The organism is Butyrivibrio fibrisolvens (assembly GCF_037113525.1).
GTDB classification, from domain to species: domain Bacteria; phylum Bacillota; class Clostridia; order Lachnospirales; family Lachnospiraceae; genus Butyrivibrio; species Butyrivibrio fibrisolvens.
Map to the genome: position 1 here is coordinate 3,755,575 of NZ_CP146963.1, position 17,024 is coordinate 3,772,598.

At 38.6% G+C, this 17,024-nt stretch carries 15 protein-coding genes, 1 tRNA gene and 1 other annotated feature (1 of these 17 running past the window's edge); of the genes, 4 read left to right on the forward strand and 12 right to left on the reverse strand.

Features of this window, described 5'->3' with window-relative positions; translation table 11 throughout:
* Window positions 1–107: 107 nt before the first annotated feature.
* The 3 genes from WAA20_RS15785 to WAA20_RS15795 form a co-directional block, all read right to left on the reverse strand.
* Entirely contained in the window at window positions 108–887 is a 780-nt protein-coding gene (locus tag WAA20_RS15785; protein ID WP_073388952.1) for an adenosylcobinamide-GDP ribazoletransferase, read from the reverse strand.
* Between the two features lie 12 nt (window positions 888–899).
* Window positions 900–1,781, reverse strand: coding sequence for an HAD family hydrolase (locus WAA20_RS15790; protein ID WP_073388953.1), 882 nt, complete (start codon window positions 1,779–1,781; stop codon window positions 900–902).
* A gap of 237 nt (window positions 1,782–2,018) precedes the next feature.
* Window positions 2,019–2,558, reverse strand: coding sequence for a hypothetical protein (locus WAA20_RS15795; RefSeq protein WP_139263808.1), 540 nt, complete (start codon window positions 2,556–2,558; stop codon window positions 2,019–2,021).
* A 476-nt stretch (window positions 2,559–3,034) separates the two neighbouring features.
* Between WAA20_RS15795 and WAA20_RS15800 the strand changes: the two genes are divergently transcribed.
* A complete protein-coding gene (locus tag WAA20_RS15800; protein WP_073388956.1) occupies window positions 3,035–4,588 on the forward strand; it encodes an alpha-amylase family glycosyl hydrolase in 1,554 nt (517 codons plus the stop codon).
* A 191-nt stretch (window positions 4,589–4,779) separates the two neighbouring features.
* Here the strand turns inward: WAA20_RS15800 and WAA20_RS15805 are convergent, their stop codons facing one another.
* The 5 genes from WAA20_RS15805 to WAA20_RS15825 all read right to left on the reverse strand — a co-directional run bounded on the left by WAA20_RS15805 (window position 4,780) and on the right by WAA20_RS15825 (window position 12,820).
* On the reverse strand, window positions 4,780–6,435 hold the full coding sequence (locus WAA20_RS15805; RefSeq protein WP_073388958.1) for a trypsin-like peptidase domain-containing protein: 1,656 nt from the start codon (window positions 6,433–6,435) through the stop codon (window positions 4,780–4,782).
* A 519-nt stretch (window positions 6,436–6,954) separates the two neighbouring features.
* A complete protein-coding gene (locus WAA20_RS15810; RefSeq protein WP_073388959.1) occupies window positions 6,955–7,458 on the reverse strand; it encodes a dihydrofolate reductase in 504 nt (167 codons plus the stop codon).
* Between the two features lie 29 nt (window positions 7,459–7,487).
* On the reverse strand, window positions 7,488–9,881 hold the full coding sequence (locus tag WAA20_RS15815; RefSeq protein WP_073388961.1) for an EAL domain-containing protein: 2,394 nt from the start codon (window positions 9,879–9,881) through the stop codon (window positions 7,488–7,490).
* A 143-nt stretch (window positions 9,882–10,024) separates the two neighbouring features.
* Window positions 10,025–11,062: a thymidylate synthase gene (gene thyA, locus WAA20_RS15820; protein ID WP_081373903.1), complete on the reverse strand. Its 1,038-nt coding sequence runs from the start codon at window positions 11,060–11,062 to the stop codon at window positions 10,025–10,027.
* A 153-nt stretch (window positions 11,063–11,215) separates the two neighbouring features.
* Entirely contained in the window at window positions 11,216–12,820 is a 1,605-nt protein-coding gene (locus WAA20_RS15825; protein ID WP_073388963.1) for an MBL fold metallo-hydrolase, read from the reverse strand.
* Between the two features lie 193 nt (window positions 12,821–13,013).
* Between WAA20_RS15825 and WAA20_RS21075 the strand changes: the two genes are divergently transcribed.
* The 3 genes from WAA20_RS21075 to WAA20_RS15835 all read left to right on the forward strand — a co-directional run bounded on the left by WAA20_RS21075 (window position 13,014) and on the right by WAA20_RS15835 (window position 13,842).
* Entirely contained in the window at window positions 13,014–13,190 is a 177-nt protein-coding gene (locus WAA20_RS21075) for a zinc-ribbon domain-containing protein (protein WP_366151404.1), read from the forward strand.
* Entirely contained in the window at window positions 13,190–13,624 is a 435-nt protein-coding gene (locus WAA20_RS15830; protein WP_073388966.1) for a hypothetical protein, read from the forward strand. Before WAA20_RS21075 ends, WAA20_RS15830 begins: the two co-directional genes overlap by 1 nt.
* Before the next feature lie 145 nt (window positions 13,625–13,769).
* Window positions 13,770–13,842: transfer RNA gene (locus WAA20_RS15835), tRNA-Gly, on the forward strand.
* A 205-nt stretch (window positions 13,843–14,047) separates the two neighbouring features.
* Here the strand turns inward: WAA20_RS15835 and WAA20_RS15840 are convergent.
* Genes WAA20_RS15840 through WAA20_RS15855 form a run of 4 tightly spaced genes read right to left on the reverse strand, consistent with a single transcriptional unit; the run spans window position 14,048 to window position 16,697 of the window.
* The gene (locus WAA20_RS15840; protein ID WP_073388967.1) at window positions 14,048–14,725 is read right to left on the reverse strand and encodes a hypothetical protein; all 678 of its coding nucleotides are present in this window, start codon (window positions 14,723–14,725) and stop codon (window positions 14,048–14,050) included.
* A gap of 2 nt (window positions 14,726–14,727) precedes the next feature.
* Window positions 14,728–15,390, reverse strand: a complete 663-nt coding sequence (locus WAA20_RS15845; protein ID WP_073388969.1) for a hypothetical protein — start codon at window positions 15,388–15,390, stop codon at window positions 14,728–14,730.
* Between the two features lie 22 nt (window positions 15,391–15,412).
* Window positions 15,413–16,321, reverse strand: a complete 909-nt coding sequence (locus tag WAA20_RS15850) for an ATP-binding cassette domain-containing protein (RefSeq protein ID WP_073388970.1) — start codon at window positions 16,319–16,321, stop codon at window positions 15,413–15,415.
* Between the two features lies 1 nt (window position 16,322).
* Window positions 16,323–16,697 (reverse strand): GntR family transcriptional regulator, encoded by a 375-nt coding sequence (locus tag WAA20_RS15855; RefSeq protein ID WP_073388972.1) that lies wholly within the window; start codon window positions 16,695–16,697, stop codon window positions 16,323–16,325.
* Between the two features lie 255 nt (window positions 16,698–16,952).
* Window positions 16,953–17,024, forward strand: a binding site (T-box leader) (it continues 200 nt past the right edge of the window).

Sequence of the window (17,024 nt, forward strand, 5' to 3'; positions counted from 1 at the left end):
TCTATGAACTATTATACCTCTATCATGCTTAAAACAAACATAAAAAATGATGAAATGTCGATTTTATTGGATGAAATTCCAAGCTCAAAATATGAGCTTAATGTCTTTTATAAAAAGAGAATAGACAGATGCCAGACTATTACAGCAGTTACCATATATGCAGTCTCCTGAATACACAGATACCACCCTTCTGTATCTCCTGTAATGCCTCCAAGCTGCTTTGAAGTCCTGTGTATATAATAGATATACACAAGAACTGAACAGATCAAAAAGCCAAGAGCCGTCTTCCAGTTTGCTATAAACATAAAGATAAATATAACTATAGCCTGACAGGCAAGTATCCCTGCTGCCATATTTCTGTTGGAATCCTTGATAAAAGACTGAAGAGTTCCCTCTGCCTTAGCACTCTTTAAAGTAACTGCAGCAAGGCCGCTTAAGCTTCTGGCAAGGATGAAAGCTGCAAAAATGCAATAAAACTGCCTTCTTACGCAAACCTCAAATGCCTGATGTGAAAATCCCAAATATATAAGAAGAAGTATTACAAATCTGAGAATCCCGAAAGCTCCAACATGAGGGTCTTTCATTATCTCAAGCTTTTTTTCCTTGTTCTGAAAAGAGCAGAAGGCATCTGCTGTGTCTATGAAACCGTCTGCATGTATGCCACCTGTAACCATAAGCGGAATAGCAATAAAGATACAGGCTTTGAGCATACTAGAAGCATAAACGCTCCTTCCAAGGATCCATAACAGATATTCAATTATACCTATGATAAGACCTACAACAGGAAAGAAGCATATAGCATACCTCATATCCTTCTCTTTCCATTCGAACTGCGGCATTGGAATTCTTGAATACATGGAAATTGCTATAGCCAAACTTCTAAGCATAACTGCACCTCCCTACGAGTTAGCTCTGGTCTCCTCAACGGACTTTATGTGCTCAGCTTCAAGCTTTTCATTTACTGCTGTTCTGTCTATGATGGCTTTAACCAGCTCATCTATCTCCGTGCCCTCATTATAATCTGCAGCAGCGAAGAACTTGATCCTGTTATCACGGATCATCTTGTAAACCTTGGTCTTATCTCCTGTTCCGGGATCATAGACACCAATAGAGTGTCCGCCAAGAGAATTAACAAGTCTCATACATGGAATATCTGTATCGCTGTCTCCGATATAAACCATATTTCTGAAAGGAACACGAAGGTCTTCAGGTTTATAGAACTCATTAACTCCCGGATCGTTGATATCAAGAACGCCCTTTTCGATCCTGAAAAGGAACTGGGTCTTGTTTGTATAATTAACAACAAAAGCAGGCCACTGTGCTATTCCTTTTTCATTATAGAAAAAAGAATTAGCATATATTCTTGTAAAGGAATCAGCCATAGCTGTTCCCTCGATCATCTCCTTAAGGCCTGATGAAATGATGTAATGCTCAACTATTACACCCTTTTGTCTGCCGTATTCTCTGATCCTTTCAAACCAGGTCTCAACTCCGGGAAATACCTTAACTTTAGAGCCATACTCTGCAAGCTTATCTTTATTGAAGATCAGCTTGCCTTCTGCTTCCTGTACCATCTTAAACATGTATGCAAGGTTCACATCCATATCATTTTGCTCTGCAAGATCATTGGTATCCTTCCAGAACTGAGCCACATCATATCCAACTGACTGGATGTATCCCTGAGCCTGCATATCATCAGGAGACAGAGTCTTATCAAAGTCATAACATATTGCCACTACAGGCAGATTTTCTTTTGATTTTCTATTATATTTAATATCCATAGTATACCTTTACGAAACTTTTGTTTTGATACGTGAATCGCCCAAAAAATTTTATGCAATTCTTCCTGTTAACAAGTATATCATATTTGAATATTCATAACACACAGCAAATACGAGTTTCAATAATTATCATGAATCCTCATCAGTCTAAATCATCGCTCTCCATACAATTATCTTGATTCAAGAACTTATTGATTACATATTCATTCAGATACTGGATCATTTACTCAAAAAGCATTACGCTGCAGATTTACTTTGAATGTAACAAAGACAAGCCACTATAACATCCATACCAAACAAAAATCCGCATATAGTATAGATAATACGTCTCTTTTTAGATATAAGACCTGCATCTTCGAGGATATAATACACCGGAACAGATGATAATCCGGTTACAGCAATGCTTATTACATCCAGAATGTATAAGGCCATCGATAAAAGGATCATAAAAATGAGCATCGTTCCGATCACTCCCACGAAGAAGATAACCGCATACGCAGGAATCTGTACAAGTCTCATTATCATCTGTAGTTTGGCAAGATCAATAGCTTCACTTTCCGAATAATAATCATTGCCTTTTAAAATCTTTACAGTATAGATCAGTGTTAGAACAAACACCACAAATTCATATACCAATATGAATGCCAGTGGCACATACACATTATTATCAAAAATATTCTCGAATAGCCATGCCGCATTTTGACTAAATATAAGACATAACAACACTGCTATCAGATATGCAAAGACACTGTCCAATATGATCAATCGCTTGATCATATTATAATTTGTATTCTTTTTAGACATTTTCAACCGTTTAACCTTTCCCACAATTGATTTCAATAAATTTTTCAAGTTCCATATCTGGTATTCCTGTTTTAACTAAAATGCCAGTTGTTTAATATTATACTCGTTAACTCATCAGCCTGTTAGAGCATCTGACGAACCGCACTATTTATCCGACGTATGACATTTTCGGGACTAAGCATAATTTTTTGATCGTTAAACGACATTTTCAGAATGGTACATACCATTTATAATCGTCAAACAACATAAAAAAATCATAACATTTTTAAGCCATCAAAGATCTTTTTTCACATATCAAATCTTTTTTTGCGAAACTTCCCACGAAACTTGCGTAAGGTAATTTACAAGCACAAAAGACATGTTAAAATGAAACAAGCTTAAGCGGTTAACTATATTGGGTTTTTATATTAATTCTTTTATTTAGCGCGCCTGCGCAGAAAGAGGTGACTATGCCTAAGTGGCTTAATGACGCAGTTTTCTATGAAATTTATCCTCAGTCATTCTATGATACTAATGCTGACGGAATCGGTGATATAAACGGAATCATCCAAAAGCTTGATTATATCAAGAGCCTTGGATGTAATGCTCTGTGGATCAATCCCTGCTACGACTCTCCATTTAAGGATGCAGGTTATGATGTAAGAGATTATAAGAAGGTTGCTCCAAGATACGGAACTAACGAAGACCTTTATAACCTTTTTAAGATAGCTCACGAAAAGGGCATCCGCGTACTTCTTGACCTTGTTCCCGGACACACATCAGAAGAACACGAGTGGTTCAAAGAAAGTGCAAAGCCTGAAAGAAACGAGTATTCAGACCGTTATGTATGGACCAAGTCTGTATGGCAGGGAATCGGCAATCATCCTTATATTGCCGGTGACAGCGACAGAGACGGCGTATACATGCTCAACTTCTTCAAGTGCCAGCCAGCTCTTAACTACGGCTTCCTTAACAGAACCGAGGACTGGCAGATGGCTCCTGATGCTCCTGCTTGCCTTGCTACAAGGCAGGCTCTCAAAGATATCATGAGATTCTGGCTTGATCACGGATGCGACGGCTTCCGCGTAGATATGGCAGATTCTCTGGTCAAAGAAGATGATGAAGTAAAGTCAGCTACAAGCGCAATCTGGGCTGATATTAATGAAATGCTGGCTAAAGACTATCCTGAAGCTGCCATGGTATCTGAGTGGTGCAATCCCACATCCGCTCTTAACCTTGCTCACTTCGACATGGACTTCTATCTCGACCATCATTACAACGGTTACAACACACTTGTACGTGACTACGAGACAGACGGCGGTGACCACAGCTTCTTTAAATGCGGAGCAGGCGGCGACATCATGCGTTTCCTTGATGATTACCTTCCCAAATATAATAATACAAAAGGTAATGGTTATATAAGCTTCTTTACCTGTAACCATGACACTCCTAGAGAAACAGCTTCTCTTTCAATCAGAGAACTTAAACTTGCTTATTCCTTCTTCTTCACTATGCCCGGAGTTCCATTCCTCTACTACGGCGACGAGATTGGAATGAAATACATAAAAGGCCAGCCCACCAAAGAAGGCGGCTTCCAGCGCACAGGTTCAAGAACACCTATGCAGTGGACAACCGGCAAGAACCTCGGTTTCTCAGAAGCAGAAAGCGATAAGCTCTACCTTCCTGTAGATAAAGCAGATGATGCTCCAACAGTTGAAAGTGCAGAAAAAGATCCTGAATCTCTCATCCACACAGTAAGAGATATCATAGCTTTAAGACATAAAGAAGATGACCTCAAAGCAGACGGAAGCTTCGAAGTCATCTATGCAGAAAAAGAGAAATTCCCTTTTGTATATAAGAGAGGAAATCTCATCATCGCAGTTAACCCTTCCGAAAAAGAAGTTACTGCTCCTCTTAATGGAGCAAAGGCTACAGATGCCATCTACAAGATAGGAAAAGCTCTTATTTCAGAATCAGGCGATAACATTGTTATAGGACCACAGTCATTTGTGATCTTTAAATAAAAACAAACGTTCAGAAATTCTTCATTCTTCAAAGTATAAGAAGGTCTTCGTTAAGAAGGCCTTCTTTTTGTGTAGGGGGTGCGTATGGATTCGCACGTTTTGTGGAATTATATTTTAAAATCGCATTGTGGAGGGATAGCGATTTTAAGCAAATTTATATTATTGGACTTTTTAGCTTTGCCTTGGTTTTATTATCCGCCAAATGAAAATCCTGAACCGCCGCCATAATTTCCCTGCGGTGAATCATACTCTTGCTCAGACTGTGATTCATTACCCTGAGAATCAAATCCCTGTTGCGGCTGTGATTCATGTTCCGATTCTGAACCAGACTGACCAGGCATTCCAAAGCTATAACCCTGGTTGTTATCATCACCACTTGATGATGAGCCTGACAGCTCAGATGCATTATCAAGCGTTACTTCAATATCTACATACTGATACTGACCGTTAACTCTTCTAAGAACAGTTACAGTAACTGTGTCTCCTTCTGCATAGTAAGACATAATACTTGTAAGGTCAGCTGCAGATGTTATGTCATTTCCATCAAAAGATGTTATAAGATCTCCTGCTTCAATTCCAGCCTTATCTGCTGCACTTCCTTCGCTTACTGCTGCAACATAGGCTCCGTCTATTCCTGTAGGAGTCATTACAGATACGCCCAAAGCACCTTTCTGCGCTTCCGCAACTGTAATCTTAGTATCTTCATTCATAAGATCATTGATAAGATCTATTACATCAGAAATTGGAATCGCAAATCCCATTCCTTCTACTGTTGTAGCACCAATCTTACTTGATGTAACTCCAATTACTTCACCTGCACTATTTAAAAGTGCTCCACCAGAGTTACCAGGGTTAATTGCTGCATCTGTCTGTATGAAAGTATTGGTCTCGCCATCTTCTGTCTCTATCTCTCTACCAAGTGCACTGATAACACCCGTTGTAACTGACTGACCATAGCCAAGAGCATTACCAATAGCTATAGCACTCTCGCCAACTGTAAGTGAATTAGAATCACCAAGTGTAGCAATGCTTATAGAACTAAGCGTATCTTCAGAAAGATCCTCAAGCTCTACAGCAATCACAGCTATATCAACAGAAGATTCTGTTCCCTTAAGATACGCCGTAGCACTGCTACCATCTACAAATGAAACTTCCATGGAATTCGCATCTGCTATTACATGATTATTAGTAACAATGATAAGCTCCGTATCACTCTTAGCGATAATTATTCCAGATCCTGCTCCTTCAGACTCCTGCTGATAAGACTGCCCGAAGAAATCTGTTGTTGTAGTTGTAGCCTTTATATTTATAGATACGATCGAAGGCATTACAGAAGCCACAACACTGGTAACATCTGTCGTAACGACCTGAGTATTACTTGTAGTCGTAACCTTGATCTCAGAATCCGACGAATCAGTATCTGTGTTAGTTGCAGCTATGCTATAAGAAGTATTTGACCCATCATTAAGTGAAAGAGTTGTAAAATTCGAAGCTCCATAAATACCTGCTCCCGTACAAACTCCAAACACCGCTGCAAGCGCAAGTGCTCCTGCAATCTTTCCAGTCATCTTACCTTTTCTCTGCGCTTTTGCTTTCTTTCTCGCTTCTTTTTTAGCTGCTCTTCTGGCTTTTCTGTTTTCTTTCTTGATATCAGACTTTATAGTATTCGCATCATTTTCATTTTTATCACAATTAACTGCTTCATCAGTTACAGCATTTATCTTTTCATTAGCTACATCTTTTACATTCTCATTCGCAATATAACTTACATCCTGCACATTCAATCCATCACCACTGTTCTGAACTGCATCATTATTAACATTTCTGAGGATTTCATCACCATTCATCTCTCTACCTCTTTCCGAGCTTTTAAAGCTCTGTATGATTGATAATCTAACTTTTTAAACCTGTTTCATATTGCTCTATAGAACTCTTGCATCAAGCTTGCCTTTAGCTCTTGTGCTTTTATGGCTTTAGTTTAGATTTGAATTGTGATGAAATTGTGTTTTATTTATGCTCAAATTGTGTTTACTTTCTTATAAAAAAATAAAGCATTCCTTGACTATTTATAAATCAAGAAATGCTTATATCTACAACTTTTTCAACCGTTTAAAATAAACGTTTAGCTTTTTGATGGTTGTACGACAACTTAGGATTCAAGACTGTTATAAATATAATCATAGGCCGATTTTGAAAATAACCCGGATTTTTCTTAGTGTCTTTGGAGCGTAAGTACTGCGTGTTCACGGAAGCGGAAAAGACACTTAGAAAAATCCGGGTTATTTTCACATGAGGCTTATGATTATATTTGTAACAGTCTTGAAGGCACAGCCTACCCCATCAAAACCTACGCGTTTATTCGACTCTTACTTGCGGATCCACCTCTGGAATGTGTAGCAGTTATCGAAGTAGTACTGTTCGTCGCTTTCTTCTGCAAGTTCCCACTCAGGATCTTTTTCAAGATTAGGGAAGTATGCATCAGCTGTGAACTCCCTGTCAACCTTGGTAACAATACATGTATCCACATATGGAAGAAGCTGAGTATAAACGCTTGTGCCACCGATAACATATACATCGTTGGTATCATACTCTGAAGCTATCTTCAGTACCTCTTCAATGCTCCTTGCCATGATAGCAGTTCCTGTAGAAGTACTCTTAACCGTATAATCCGGATTTGCAGATAAGATGATATTGGTCCTTTGGTCAAGCGGAAGGCTGTTTGGGAATGTTGCAAGAGTCTTTCTTCCAAGTATTACAACCTTATTCTTGGTCTCATTACGGAACATCTTGTGATCAGCCGGAATGCTGATAAGAAGATTACCGCCGTATCCTATTGCCCAGTTATTATCTACTGCAACTATTGCTTTCATATAAATGCTGTCCTCTTTTCTTTATATCTTCAGGCTCTTTTGCCAATATCCTCTACGCCGTTAGTGCTGATAAAATACTCTTTAAAGCTCTCAACATCAAGCGGCTTGGAATAATAGTATCCTTGTATGGAATGACATCCAAGCTTTTTAAGTACCTGTACCTGATTTTCAGACTCTATGCCTTCTGCTACAACGAATATACCGATTGTTGTAAACATGCGCATAAGAGCGCTGACCATCTGAAAACTCTTTTCATTATCAGGGAAGCCATGGGTAAAGATGCCTCTGTCGATCTTGACTGTATCGAACTGGAGCCTTTGGATCGCAACAAGGTTGGAGTATGAACTTCCAAAATCATCCATGGATACTGTAGCACCAAGATCATGGATTCTGTCGATGATCTCGGCAATGTCATCTTCGTTATTGTAAGCCATGGACTCGGTTATTTCAAACTCAATCCACTGAATCGGAGGCTGGATCTCTCTTATAATCTTCTCATAGCTTTCAAAGTTCTCCGGATTCAGGATACTGTATTTAGAGATATTTACTGATATCCTGAAGGGTTCATTCCCTTCATCGATCCATTTCTTTATAAAAAGGCAGGTCTCTCTGAACATAAAGAGATCAACCCTTGCTATCATACGGTTTCTTTCAAAAACAGGAATAAAGTATACAGGTCTTAAAATAGTTCCATCATTTCTGCGCCATCTGACAAGAGACTCTGCTCCTGTAACTTTGCCTGTATGAGGATCAACTTTGGGCTGGAGGAAGAGCTCCATTTCTTTATTTGTAAGAGCCTTTTCAAGCCTGTTCTCCATAGTCTTCTCGACACGGAGCTTGTCTTTACACGTTTCAGTATACATCCAGCAGTCAGATGCAATGTCATAGGAAGCTGCTGAGTTTCTATAAGCTATTCTGGCAAGATCAAGGATTGCCTTAAAGTTCTCATCTCCTGCACTTATAGGGCATGCTGAAAACTCAACTCTTACAGATAATGACTTAAAATTATCTCTAAGTACCTTTTCAAGGCCTTCTCTAAGCTGTGAGCACTTACGTCTAACTTCATTTGCCTTTTTGTCGCTCTTTATCAGCATTGCAAAACTCGATTGGCCAAGTGCTGCCTGAGCTTCACCATCCACAAGAGTGGTCTGGTTCTGCTGATACAGTTCTTTTAACAATACATTTCCATTTTCCCAGCCGATGATCTCATTTACTGCCTTAAAACCGACAAGGTTCATGTACAAAAGCCAGTACTCGCCACGTTTTTCCTTATCTATCTCTGTAAACTTCTCGTTAAGATAAGCAAGTGAATTACCGCCTGTTACGGTATCGACATATGCCAGTTCTTTAAGCCTTCTGAGTGTCATCTCACCTCTTATCTCATGGAAAGATTTAAACAGCACGGTGAGGGTTATAGTCATAAGGAAAACGCTGTATCCAAGCCTGAAGTATTTTGAATTGCCTTCTATATAAACCATGCGATAACGAATGACACTATAACCGGAGACAATAATAAAGAAAAGAGTTCCGATTATCGATGCAAAGATATACATGTCTTTTGTCAGGATAAGCTCTCTTATCTGAAGTACCAGAAGTGTCAGGATCATGGCATACAAATAGATAAGAAACCCCACAAAGCTTACAGAAATATGCGATATCCCTGTCACATACAAAAATACTGAAACTGACATTACAAAAAGATAAGTACACAAAAGAAACAGTGTGACTTTTTTCCCGCAATTTATATATTCAAGGAAAAACAGTAACAGAAAGATAGGAATGATCATGAAAAGAAATACTGCCATTGAATATCTGGCAGATACCGAACTGCTTATAAACTGAGGAAGATTTGATTCCATCAAAAGCCAGATTCCTGAAAATATAGATACAGCTGACATATAAGCTGCAGGAAGCTCCATGGACTCTATCTTAAATTTAAATAAATAGAACGAAAAAATAACCAGAATTATACCAACAACAATGAAAATAATTCCATTAAGAATAGCACTCATATTCTTAATGAAAATCTCATTATTAAGGTCATTGCGCTGTCCAAATATTGCGTAATTGAAGTAGAAACGAATGCTTCTTGATGTAGGATTTGTCATTTCAAGAGTCAGGAACTTACCCGATGCAAACTTTGGAATATTTATCATGAACCAGGTATTTCCAATCTCTTTGCCCAGAACATCATCCGTACCTTTGGCAAATTCTCCAAGGAAGGTGCCATTAGCATATATGGCAATATACATTTCGGGATCATATATTGCTATAGCTTCTTCAGGCGGGATAGAATACGGTAACTTATGATATAACCGAACCGATTCTCCGGGTCCGATCTCGATATATTCATCACTTATTACCTGGCCATCCGGATCATTCTGCCATCTCTCCGAGAAAAAATCCGAGTACTTATAATGCAAACGAAAAGAATCCACCGGGTCTAAAGATGCATAGATAAAGACTCCCGCGGTTAAAAGAATCAGGATTGACGCTATAATCCTGGTTATTAAATACTTCGTTTTCAGAAATTCTTTCATTTACACTGTTTAAGACCAGCAAAATCTTAAATGGCAATCGGTATATCTTTAAACTGGTCTCCTGCTACCTCATAATTTTCTACACTCACGTCATTCCTTGTAAAGTCATAAAAATCCTTGATATCCGGATTAAGGTGGAAAGTTGGTGCCGGAAGAGGCGTCCTTCCTATAAGTTCTTTGATATATGGAATATGCCTGTCATAGATATGGCAGTCTGCGATTACATGAAGAAGTTTGCCAACTTTCATATCACATACCTGTGCTAGCATATGCACAAGTGAAGAATACTGGACAATATTCCAGTTGTTTGCTGCAAGCATATCCTGAGAACGCTGATTTAGAACAGCGTTAAGAACAAGTCTTCCATCTGCCTTGTCCTGAGTCACGTTATAAGTCATGCTGTATGCACATGGTTCAAGATGCATATCAGAAAGTTCTGATACATTCCATGTGGTAGTCATGATACGGCGAGAGAATGGATTGATCTTAAGGTCATAGATAACCTTGTTCATCTGATCCATAACTGCTATCTTTGATTCTCTGTCAAAAACTATGTCAGGCTCGCCAAGTCTTTCGTATGCATCAGTTCCTGGTACAAGACGCTCTTCCATAGAAGGGATACCAGGTCCAGGAACATATGAATACATTACCTTATTTCCTTCGATTTCTTTTTTCCATGTAGGAAAAGCCTTATCGATTCCTTCTTCTGTAACGCCTTTATATGAATTCTTCTCTGCGATCTGCCAGCCATAAGCTTTGCCTATAGAGCCATTGTCATCAGCCCACTCATCCCAGATCGAACCTTTTAAATTTTTGATATTTGAAGATTTCTTCTGATATATCCAAAGTACTTCATCTGTAGCTGTCTTGATACCTGTCTTACGGAGAGTCATAAGTGGAAATTCTTTAGAAAGATCATAAGTATGTGCCTGACCGAAGATCTTGATCGTATATGCAGATGCTCCATCCGGCCAATGTGGACGAACGGCCTGACCTTCTGTAGTAGTACCATTAGTCAGAATATCATTGCACATCTCAATAAAGTATTCATCAGCTTTAGACATAAAGAATCCCCCATAGAATCTAATACACTACCCAGTAAGGCGCGTATTGATAATTATTATAATCTATAATTTGGAAATATAATAAGCAAATATTGCCTTTAACAAGTCAGTTTTAATCTTAATAAGAAACATAAACATTATAACAGATTATTTTCATCTGTCATACTTATCACAAAGTGCATTGATCTGATCCGCAAACTTTGCTTTATCTTTGTTGCTTATGCCGCTGACTTTGCCAATAACTGCGATAAGTCTTGCACCTGCTGCCTTAAGTCTTGCATATACATCAGATACAGCTTCACCTGTCTTCTTCATAGCAGGAACAGGAACGCCTTCTTTATCAAACTGTCCCGAAATTAGATCAAATATGGTTCCGCTATACGGAGCATAGGTATCATATCCAAATTCGTTTCTTAGATAACTTGCAAATGAAACTGTTACAGTATCTTCACCATGCACTATGAAAACTTTTTTAGGTCTTTTCTTAGTAAATCCGTTAAGCCATGCCACAAGTCCGTCTCTGTCCGCATGACCGGAAAGTCCTTCTATCTTAGTGATCTCGGCATTAACATCGATCTCTTCGCCAAAGATCTTGACCCTCTCAGCACCGTCAAATATAGCTCTTCCAAGGGTTCCAATTGACTGATAACCAACAAAAAGAATGGTACTTTCGGGACGCCACAAATTGTGCTTAAGATGATGCTTGATACGGCCTGCATCACACATACCGGACGCTGCCAGGATTACTTTGGGCTTATCATCAAAGTTGATGGCTACAGATTCTTCCTGGGTTATTGAAAGTTTAAGTCCGCGGAAAGATATTGGATTTATGCCTTTTCTCACAAATTCAAGGGCTTCCTCGTCATAGCATGCATATTCATGGTCAGCAAAAAGCTGAGTAGCGCTTACCGCCATAGGACTGTCTACATATACATCAAAATCAGGAACTGCGGTTACAAGATGCTCTTCTTTGATCTGCCTTAAGAAATACAGCATTTCCTGGGTTCTTCCTATTGCAAAAGAAGGGATGACAACATTACCGCCCCTTTCAAATGTTCTGTTTAAAACCTCCGTAAGGTCCCTGACATAATCAGGTCTCTCCGTCGTATGAAGTCTGTCGCCATAAGTAGACTCCATAACAACATAGTCCGCTTCTTCTGTATATTTAGGATCCTTGATAAGAGGCTGGCAGATATTACCTATATCTCCGGAAAAAACGATCTTGCGATCCTGCCCTTTTTCCGAAAGCCATACTTCTATACTGGAGCTTCCAAGAAGGTGGCCGATATCTGTAAATCTGATCTTGATCCCATCACAGATATCAATTATCTCATCATACTCACATGCCACAAACTGCCTGATCGCACCCTCAGCATCTTCCATAGTATAAAGAGGTTCTGCTCCTTCAAGCCTGCTGTTACGCTTAGCCTTCCTCTTCTTCCATTCAGATTCCTGCATCTGGATATGAGCACAGTCTCTAAGCATTATATCGCACAGATCTGCCGTAGCGTCTGTAGCATAGATCTTGCCCCTGAAACCATTGGCATAAAGTGAAGGAATAAGTCCGCTGTGATCAACATGAGCATGTGTAAGAAATACATAATCAATAAGAGCAGGTGCAACAGGAAGCGGTGCATTCTCAAATATATTGCGTCCCTGCTCCATACCATAATCAACAAGAATCGTCTTACCACAAGCCTGCAGACAATGACAACTTCCTGTAACTTCGTGATCAGCACCTATAAATGTCAGTTTCATAAAGGGTCCCTCCTTTGGTCTGAGTTTGTGATAGTTTAATAATTTCTTGCCGTTATTATAAAAAAATGTTATACCTACTTTTATTATATCATGATGATCGTAAAAAAATTATTCGGAGAGTACCATGCTGTTTTTATATGGATTAAGTGACAAAACAAAGGTAATAGCACATACATATAATGCTGAGTACTGCATGAACTGCCTGCATACTTCAAAGCATCAGGTCAAAAAGAAAAGTTTATACTTCACCCTTTTCTTCCTCCCTGTTATACCTCTTCATACCAAATATTATGTGACATGCCCTTGCTGTAACTACCAAAGAGGTATTAAAAGATCAGAGGTCAAAAATATCACAAGGGAGTCCGTATAATGAATACAATGAAACAAAGCAGAAAAAATCTTAAAGCATCCCTTGTGATCTTCTTAAACACAGGCACTTTGATATTTGGGATCATATTTCTTATGATGGGATTTGCCATGCTATTCACAGTTCCAGAATTTGGATGTTTTGAAATGGCATTTTCCATGCTTTTCTTTGTCAAGTATGCTAAAACATGCCAAGCCATAGATTATATACAGGAATATGGTCCATTAATGGTCAACCACCCCGAATACTCAACCTGGGATTATTGTAAAGGAGTGCATAGGGACAGAGAAGTTGTTATAAAGCAGATAAATGCCATGGCCAAAAGAAAGATGATCTTCGGGGCATTCGATGTAAGTTGTAACTATTTCAGATTCGATGAAGATTTTGACCTAAGATCTCTCATGGTAAAAAAAGGTTGGACGAGTGCATTATTTTAAGATTCTATGCTCCCTATATACTTATTTCTGTGCCTGATATGAAATTATTTTTGGATTTTTTGAAAATAGTCGTTGACAACAGAATTCAATTGAGGTAATATCATACATGTCGCTGAGGTGAGCACCGAAGCGAAACTGAATAAATGCGATAGTGGCGTAGTTGGTAACGCGCGACCTTGCCAAGGTCGAGACCGCGGGTTCGAGCCCCGTCTATCGCTTTAGTAAAACGAAAAGCACATCCGTAAAGGATGTGCTTTTCGTTTTAGTGAGCGGCAGAGGAGCCGCTCACCCGCGGTGCAGGATTCGTATCTCCGCTTCGCTCCGGTCGTCGCTAAGCGCTCGTCCACCGGACGAGCAGCGACCCGTCTATCGCTCTAAAAAAGAGATGATCTTATCGATCATCTCTTTTTTTATCACTTATCATTATTTATTAAGACTTCTGGCAATTCCGTTTACTGCGATCTCATCAATATCTTTTTTGTATAAGAGATTCGCCATAATAACAGCTCCGGCACATCCAATCACAACAAATATGATGCTAAAAGCCACTGACTGAGCAAAATGTCTGCCAAAGAAAGATATCAGCTTCTGAGATTCGCTTAGTCCAAGAAAAATAATTGAAATTTCAACTATCCCAAGTACAATAGTAGATCCAACAAATAATTTATAACTGACTACAGAATATATAAGTAAAATACCAAGCATTGCTCCTGCAAAGAAGAGATACTTACTCTGAATTCCATAATTTACAGAATATGTAAAGCCCTCCATTCCATTTTTGGCAAGATAAAAATGATATACAAATACGATTACATATACTAATAATAGATATGGTATACATAGCAAAAACGGATAATACGTCTGCATTTTCTTCTTGGCCTGTGATGATTGAACTAGGCCACACATGCAGGATGTGTAATGAGACTGCCAGAATGTTGTAGCAGGGAACAGTAAATAGAGAACTCCCAAAATCGAATCGCCTTTACCTGTTAATTCAAAAAACAGTCCGATTACAAAGAAAATCCCCGAAAACACTGCATGACTTTTAACTTTGGGATTGTATTTTAATAACTTAACTGCAGTAATAAAATCTTTTAACATTTTCAAACCTCACGTTCTTTAAAGCTTCTATCAAAATTCCTTAAGGGCATTTTCACTGCCAAAAAGCTGCCTATTACATCCAAAACTATAAATACTATCAGCCACGTCCACAGATTAATCGTCATATACTCATATCTGTATAAGATAAGCACACTGACAGCTGCGCCAAATAATGCAACAAGTATAAATGCCGTTCCCATATATATCGTATATTCTGTAATGAACCTAAGAATAGATATAATGATCGAATTAGCGCCATAAACAAATGCTATGAGTATAAGTATTAGTAATACTATTTCACTTTTATTTAGGGCCGACTTACTGATAAGTGTTATAGCGCCGCATATCAGAAGAACAAAACATATCTGCAAAAATCTTCTTACCTGATCTGTAACAATGGCAAGTTTAATATTATTTCTTCCATTAAGGGTATTTCTAAAAAGTCCAAACTGAAAATCTTTAGAATTTATCCCGTTATAGCAAAAGAAATCTCCGAACACACCAAGGACCATCATATAAAAAGCAATAATAAATAGACTCCATTCGGCAAGCCTGCCTGTAAGCATTGTATGAATTCCAATAGCCAAAACCGGAAAAAGAACTAACACAACAATACTGTATATACTATTACAAAATATCCTGTATACTTTTAATATATCTTTCATGCCTAATCTCCTGTCACTTTACTTATGCAAGTTTAAGTCTTGTGTTAGCACGCATAATGCCAACAGAAAGCTGCGTAAGTGTAGGAGTCTCAGTAATAATATCAGCGCCCGCCAATTTATCCAGGTCGTCTGAAAGGCAAAGTCCTTCAAAGCCGTAATTATTGGTAGTCATGTCATACATATATTTCTTACCAAGTTCTTCGTCTTTTTTATCGCCTTTGACGTATGTATATTTTTCCTTAAGATTTTCTACAAAGCCCTGTTCAGCTATCTCACCATTTTCTACAATAACTGCATAGTCAGTGACATTTTCCATATCCGCTATATTATGTGTGGAAAAGATGACTGACTTTTCTCCTTCTGCTTCAGCAAGATACTCTCTTATGATCTCACAGAGTTTTTCTCTCATAAGAGGATCAAGCGCAGATGCCGGTTCATCCATCAAAAGAAGTTCTGTGTTTCTCGAAAGAACTCCTGCCAGCATAAGCTTGGTCTTATTACCATCTGATAATGAGTTTACCTTTTTATTGGCATCAGTCTTATTATCAGCAGAAAAAGCCAGTTCTTTCAAAATCTCGTCATATTTATCACCATCAAAGCCATCAAATAAAAGTTCCTGAACTTCTTTAGTCTGTTTAAGATTCCATCCCGGCATAAAGTAATTACCTGTCCCTGTATATCCGATGCTATTCTTTACTACCGGGTCTTCTTCTCTGTCTTTTTCTGAATACTTTCCGAAATATCTTATCTCTCCTTCGTGGTCTAATCTGAGACCTGCTATTAGTTCAAGGAGAGTTGTCTTACCTGCTCCATTCTCGCCAATAAGTGCTGTTGCAAATCCTTTAGGGAAGTCAACCTTATCAACCTTAAGTTTAAAATTCTTATATTTCTTCTCTATATTTTTACAAGAGATTACTGCCTGTGTTTCCATGTCATTCCTCCTCAAACCTTAGTAGTGTCTTAAGTGTGTCTGTCAGTTCGTCATCTGTCATTCCTGCTATCTTAGCACACTTGATAGCTTCCATAAGTGCATCCTCAACCTTACGCATATGCTGCTCTCTAAGCATCTCGCCGTCCTGAGGGTTTATATAATAACCTTTACCCTGGACTGCGGTTACCATCCCTTCGCTCTCAAGCTCTTCATATGCTTTCATGGTAGTGATGACACTTATCTTGAGTTCCTTGGCAAGGCCTCTTATAGACGGGAGGTACTCTCCCTGCCCTAGCCTTCCTTCAAGAATATCTGTTCGAAAGCTGTCTGCTATCTGCTGATAGATCGGAACTTTAGAATTCTGCGATATCTTCATTGTTAACCTCATGTCGCGAGTGACTAATAGTTATAATTGGTGGAGCTCGCTACACCAACTTATGTCGTTGCAACTGTTTATGTGTTATATATACACCCATAACACTCATTATGTCAACACCCTTGATTTATTTTTTTAGTTGACATCTCTTTTTGATTGAGTCATTATAAAGAGTAGGTTTCAAAATGACTTTTGATGCCTGATAATGACCTGTCAATATATAATCTTCAGGTCCATTATCAAACTTTATTATTCAAAAAGGCTATGAAGAGAAGAGTAATCCCTTTTGATGTCCACAGAGAGCTTCCGTAGAGTATTCACGTAATA

Excerpts from the sequence above, each read along its gene's own strand:
- WAA20_RS15855 (WP_073388972.1), bottom strand. The coding sequence starts at position 16,697 with ATGAAGATATCGCAGAATTCTAAAGTTCCGATCTATCAGCAGATAGCA.
- WAA20_RS15795 (WP_139263808.1), bottom strand. The coding sequence starts at position 2,558 with ATGATCAAGCGATTGATCATATTGGACAGTGTCTTTGCATATCTGATA.
- WAA20_RS15840 (WP_073388967.1), bottom strand. The coding sequence starts at position 14,725 with ATGTTAAAAGATTTTATTACTGCAGTTAAGTTATTAAAATACAATCCC.
- WAA20_RS15845 (WP_073388969.1), bottom strand. The coding sequence starts at position 15,390 with ATGAAAGATATATTAAAAGTATACAGGATATTTTGTAATAGTATATAC.
- WAA20_RS15850 (WP_073388970.1), bottom strand. The coding sequence starts at position 16,321 with ATGGAAACACAGGCAGTAATCTCTTGTAAAAATATAGAGAAGAAATAT.
- WAA20_RS21075 (WP_366151404.1), top strand. The coding sequence starts at position 13,014 with ATGAACTGCCTGCATACTTCAAAGCATCAGGTCAAAAAGAAAAGTTTA.
- WAA20_RS15830 (WP_073388966.1), top strand. The coding sequence starts at position 13,190 with ATGAATACAATGAAACAAAGCAGAAAAAATCTTAAAGCATCCCTTGTG.
- WAA20_RS15805 (WP_073388958.1), bottom strand. The coding sequence starts at position 6,435 with ATGAATGGTGATGAAATCCTCAGAAATGTTAATAATGATGCAGTTCAG.
- WAA20_RS15800 (WP_073388956.1), top strand. The coding sequence starts at position 3,035 with ATGCCTAAGTGGCTTAATGACGCAGTTTTCTATGAAATTTATCCTCAG.
- thyA (WP_081373903.1), bottom strand. The coding sequence starts at position 11,062 with ATGTCTAAAGCTGATGAATACTTTATTGAGATGTGCAATGATATTCTG.
- WAA20_RS15810 (WP_073388959.1), bottom strand. The coding sequence starts at position 7,458 with ATGAAAGCAATAGTTGCAGTAGATAATAACTGGGCAATAGGATACGGC.
- WAA20_RS15825 (WP_073388963.1), bottom strand. The coding sequence starts at position 12,820 with ATGAAACTGACATTTATAGGTGCTGATCACGAAGTTACAGGAAGTTGT.
- WAA20_RS15790 (WP_073388953.1), bottom strand. The coding sequence starts at position 1,781 with ATGGATATTAAATATAATAGAAAATCAAAAGAAAATCTGCCTGTAGTG.
- WAA20_RS15785 (WP_073388952.1), bottom strand. The coding sequence starts at position 887 with ATGCTTAGAAGTTTGGCTATAGCAATTTCCATGTATTCAAGAATTCCA.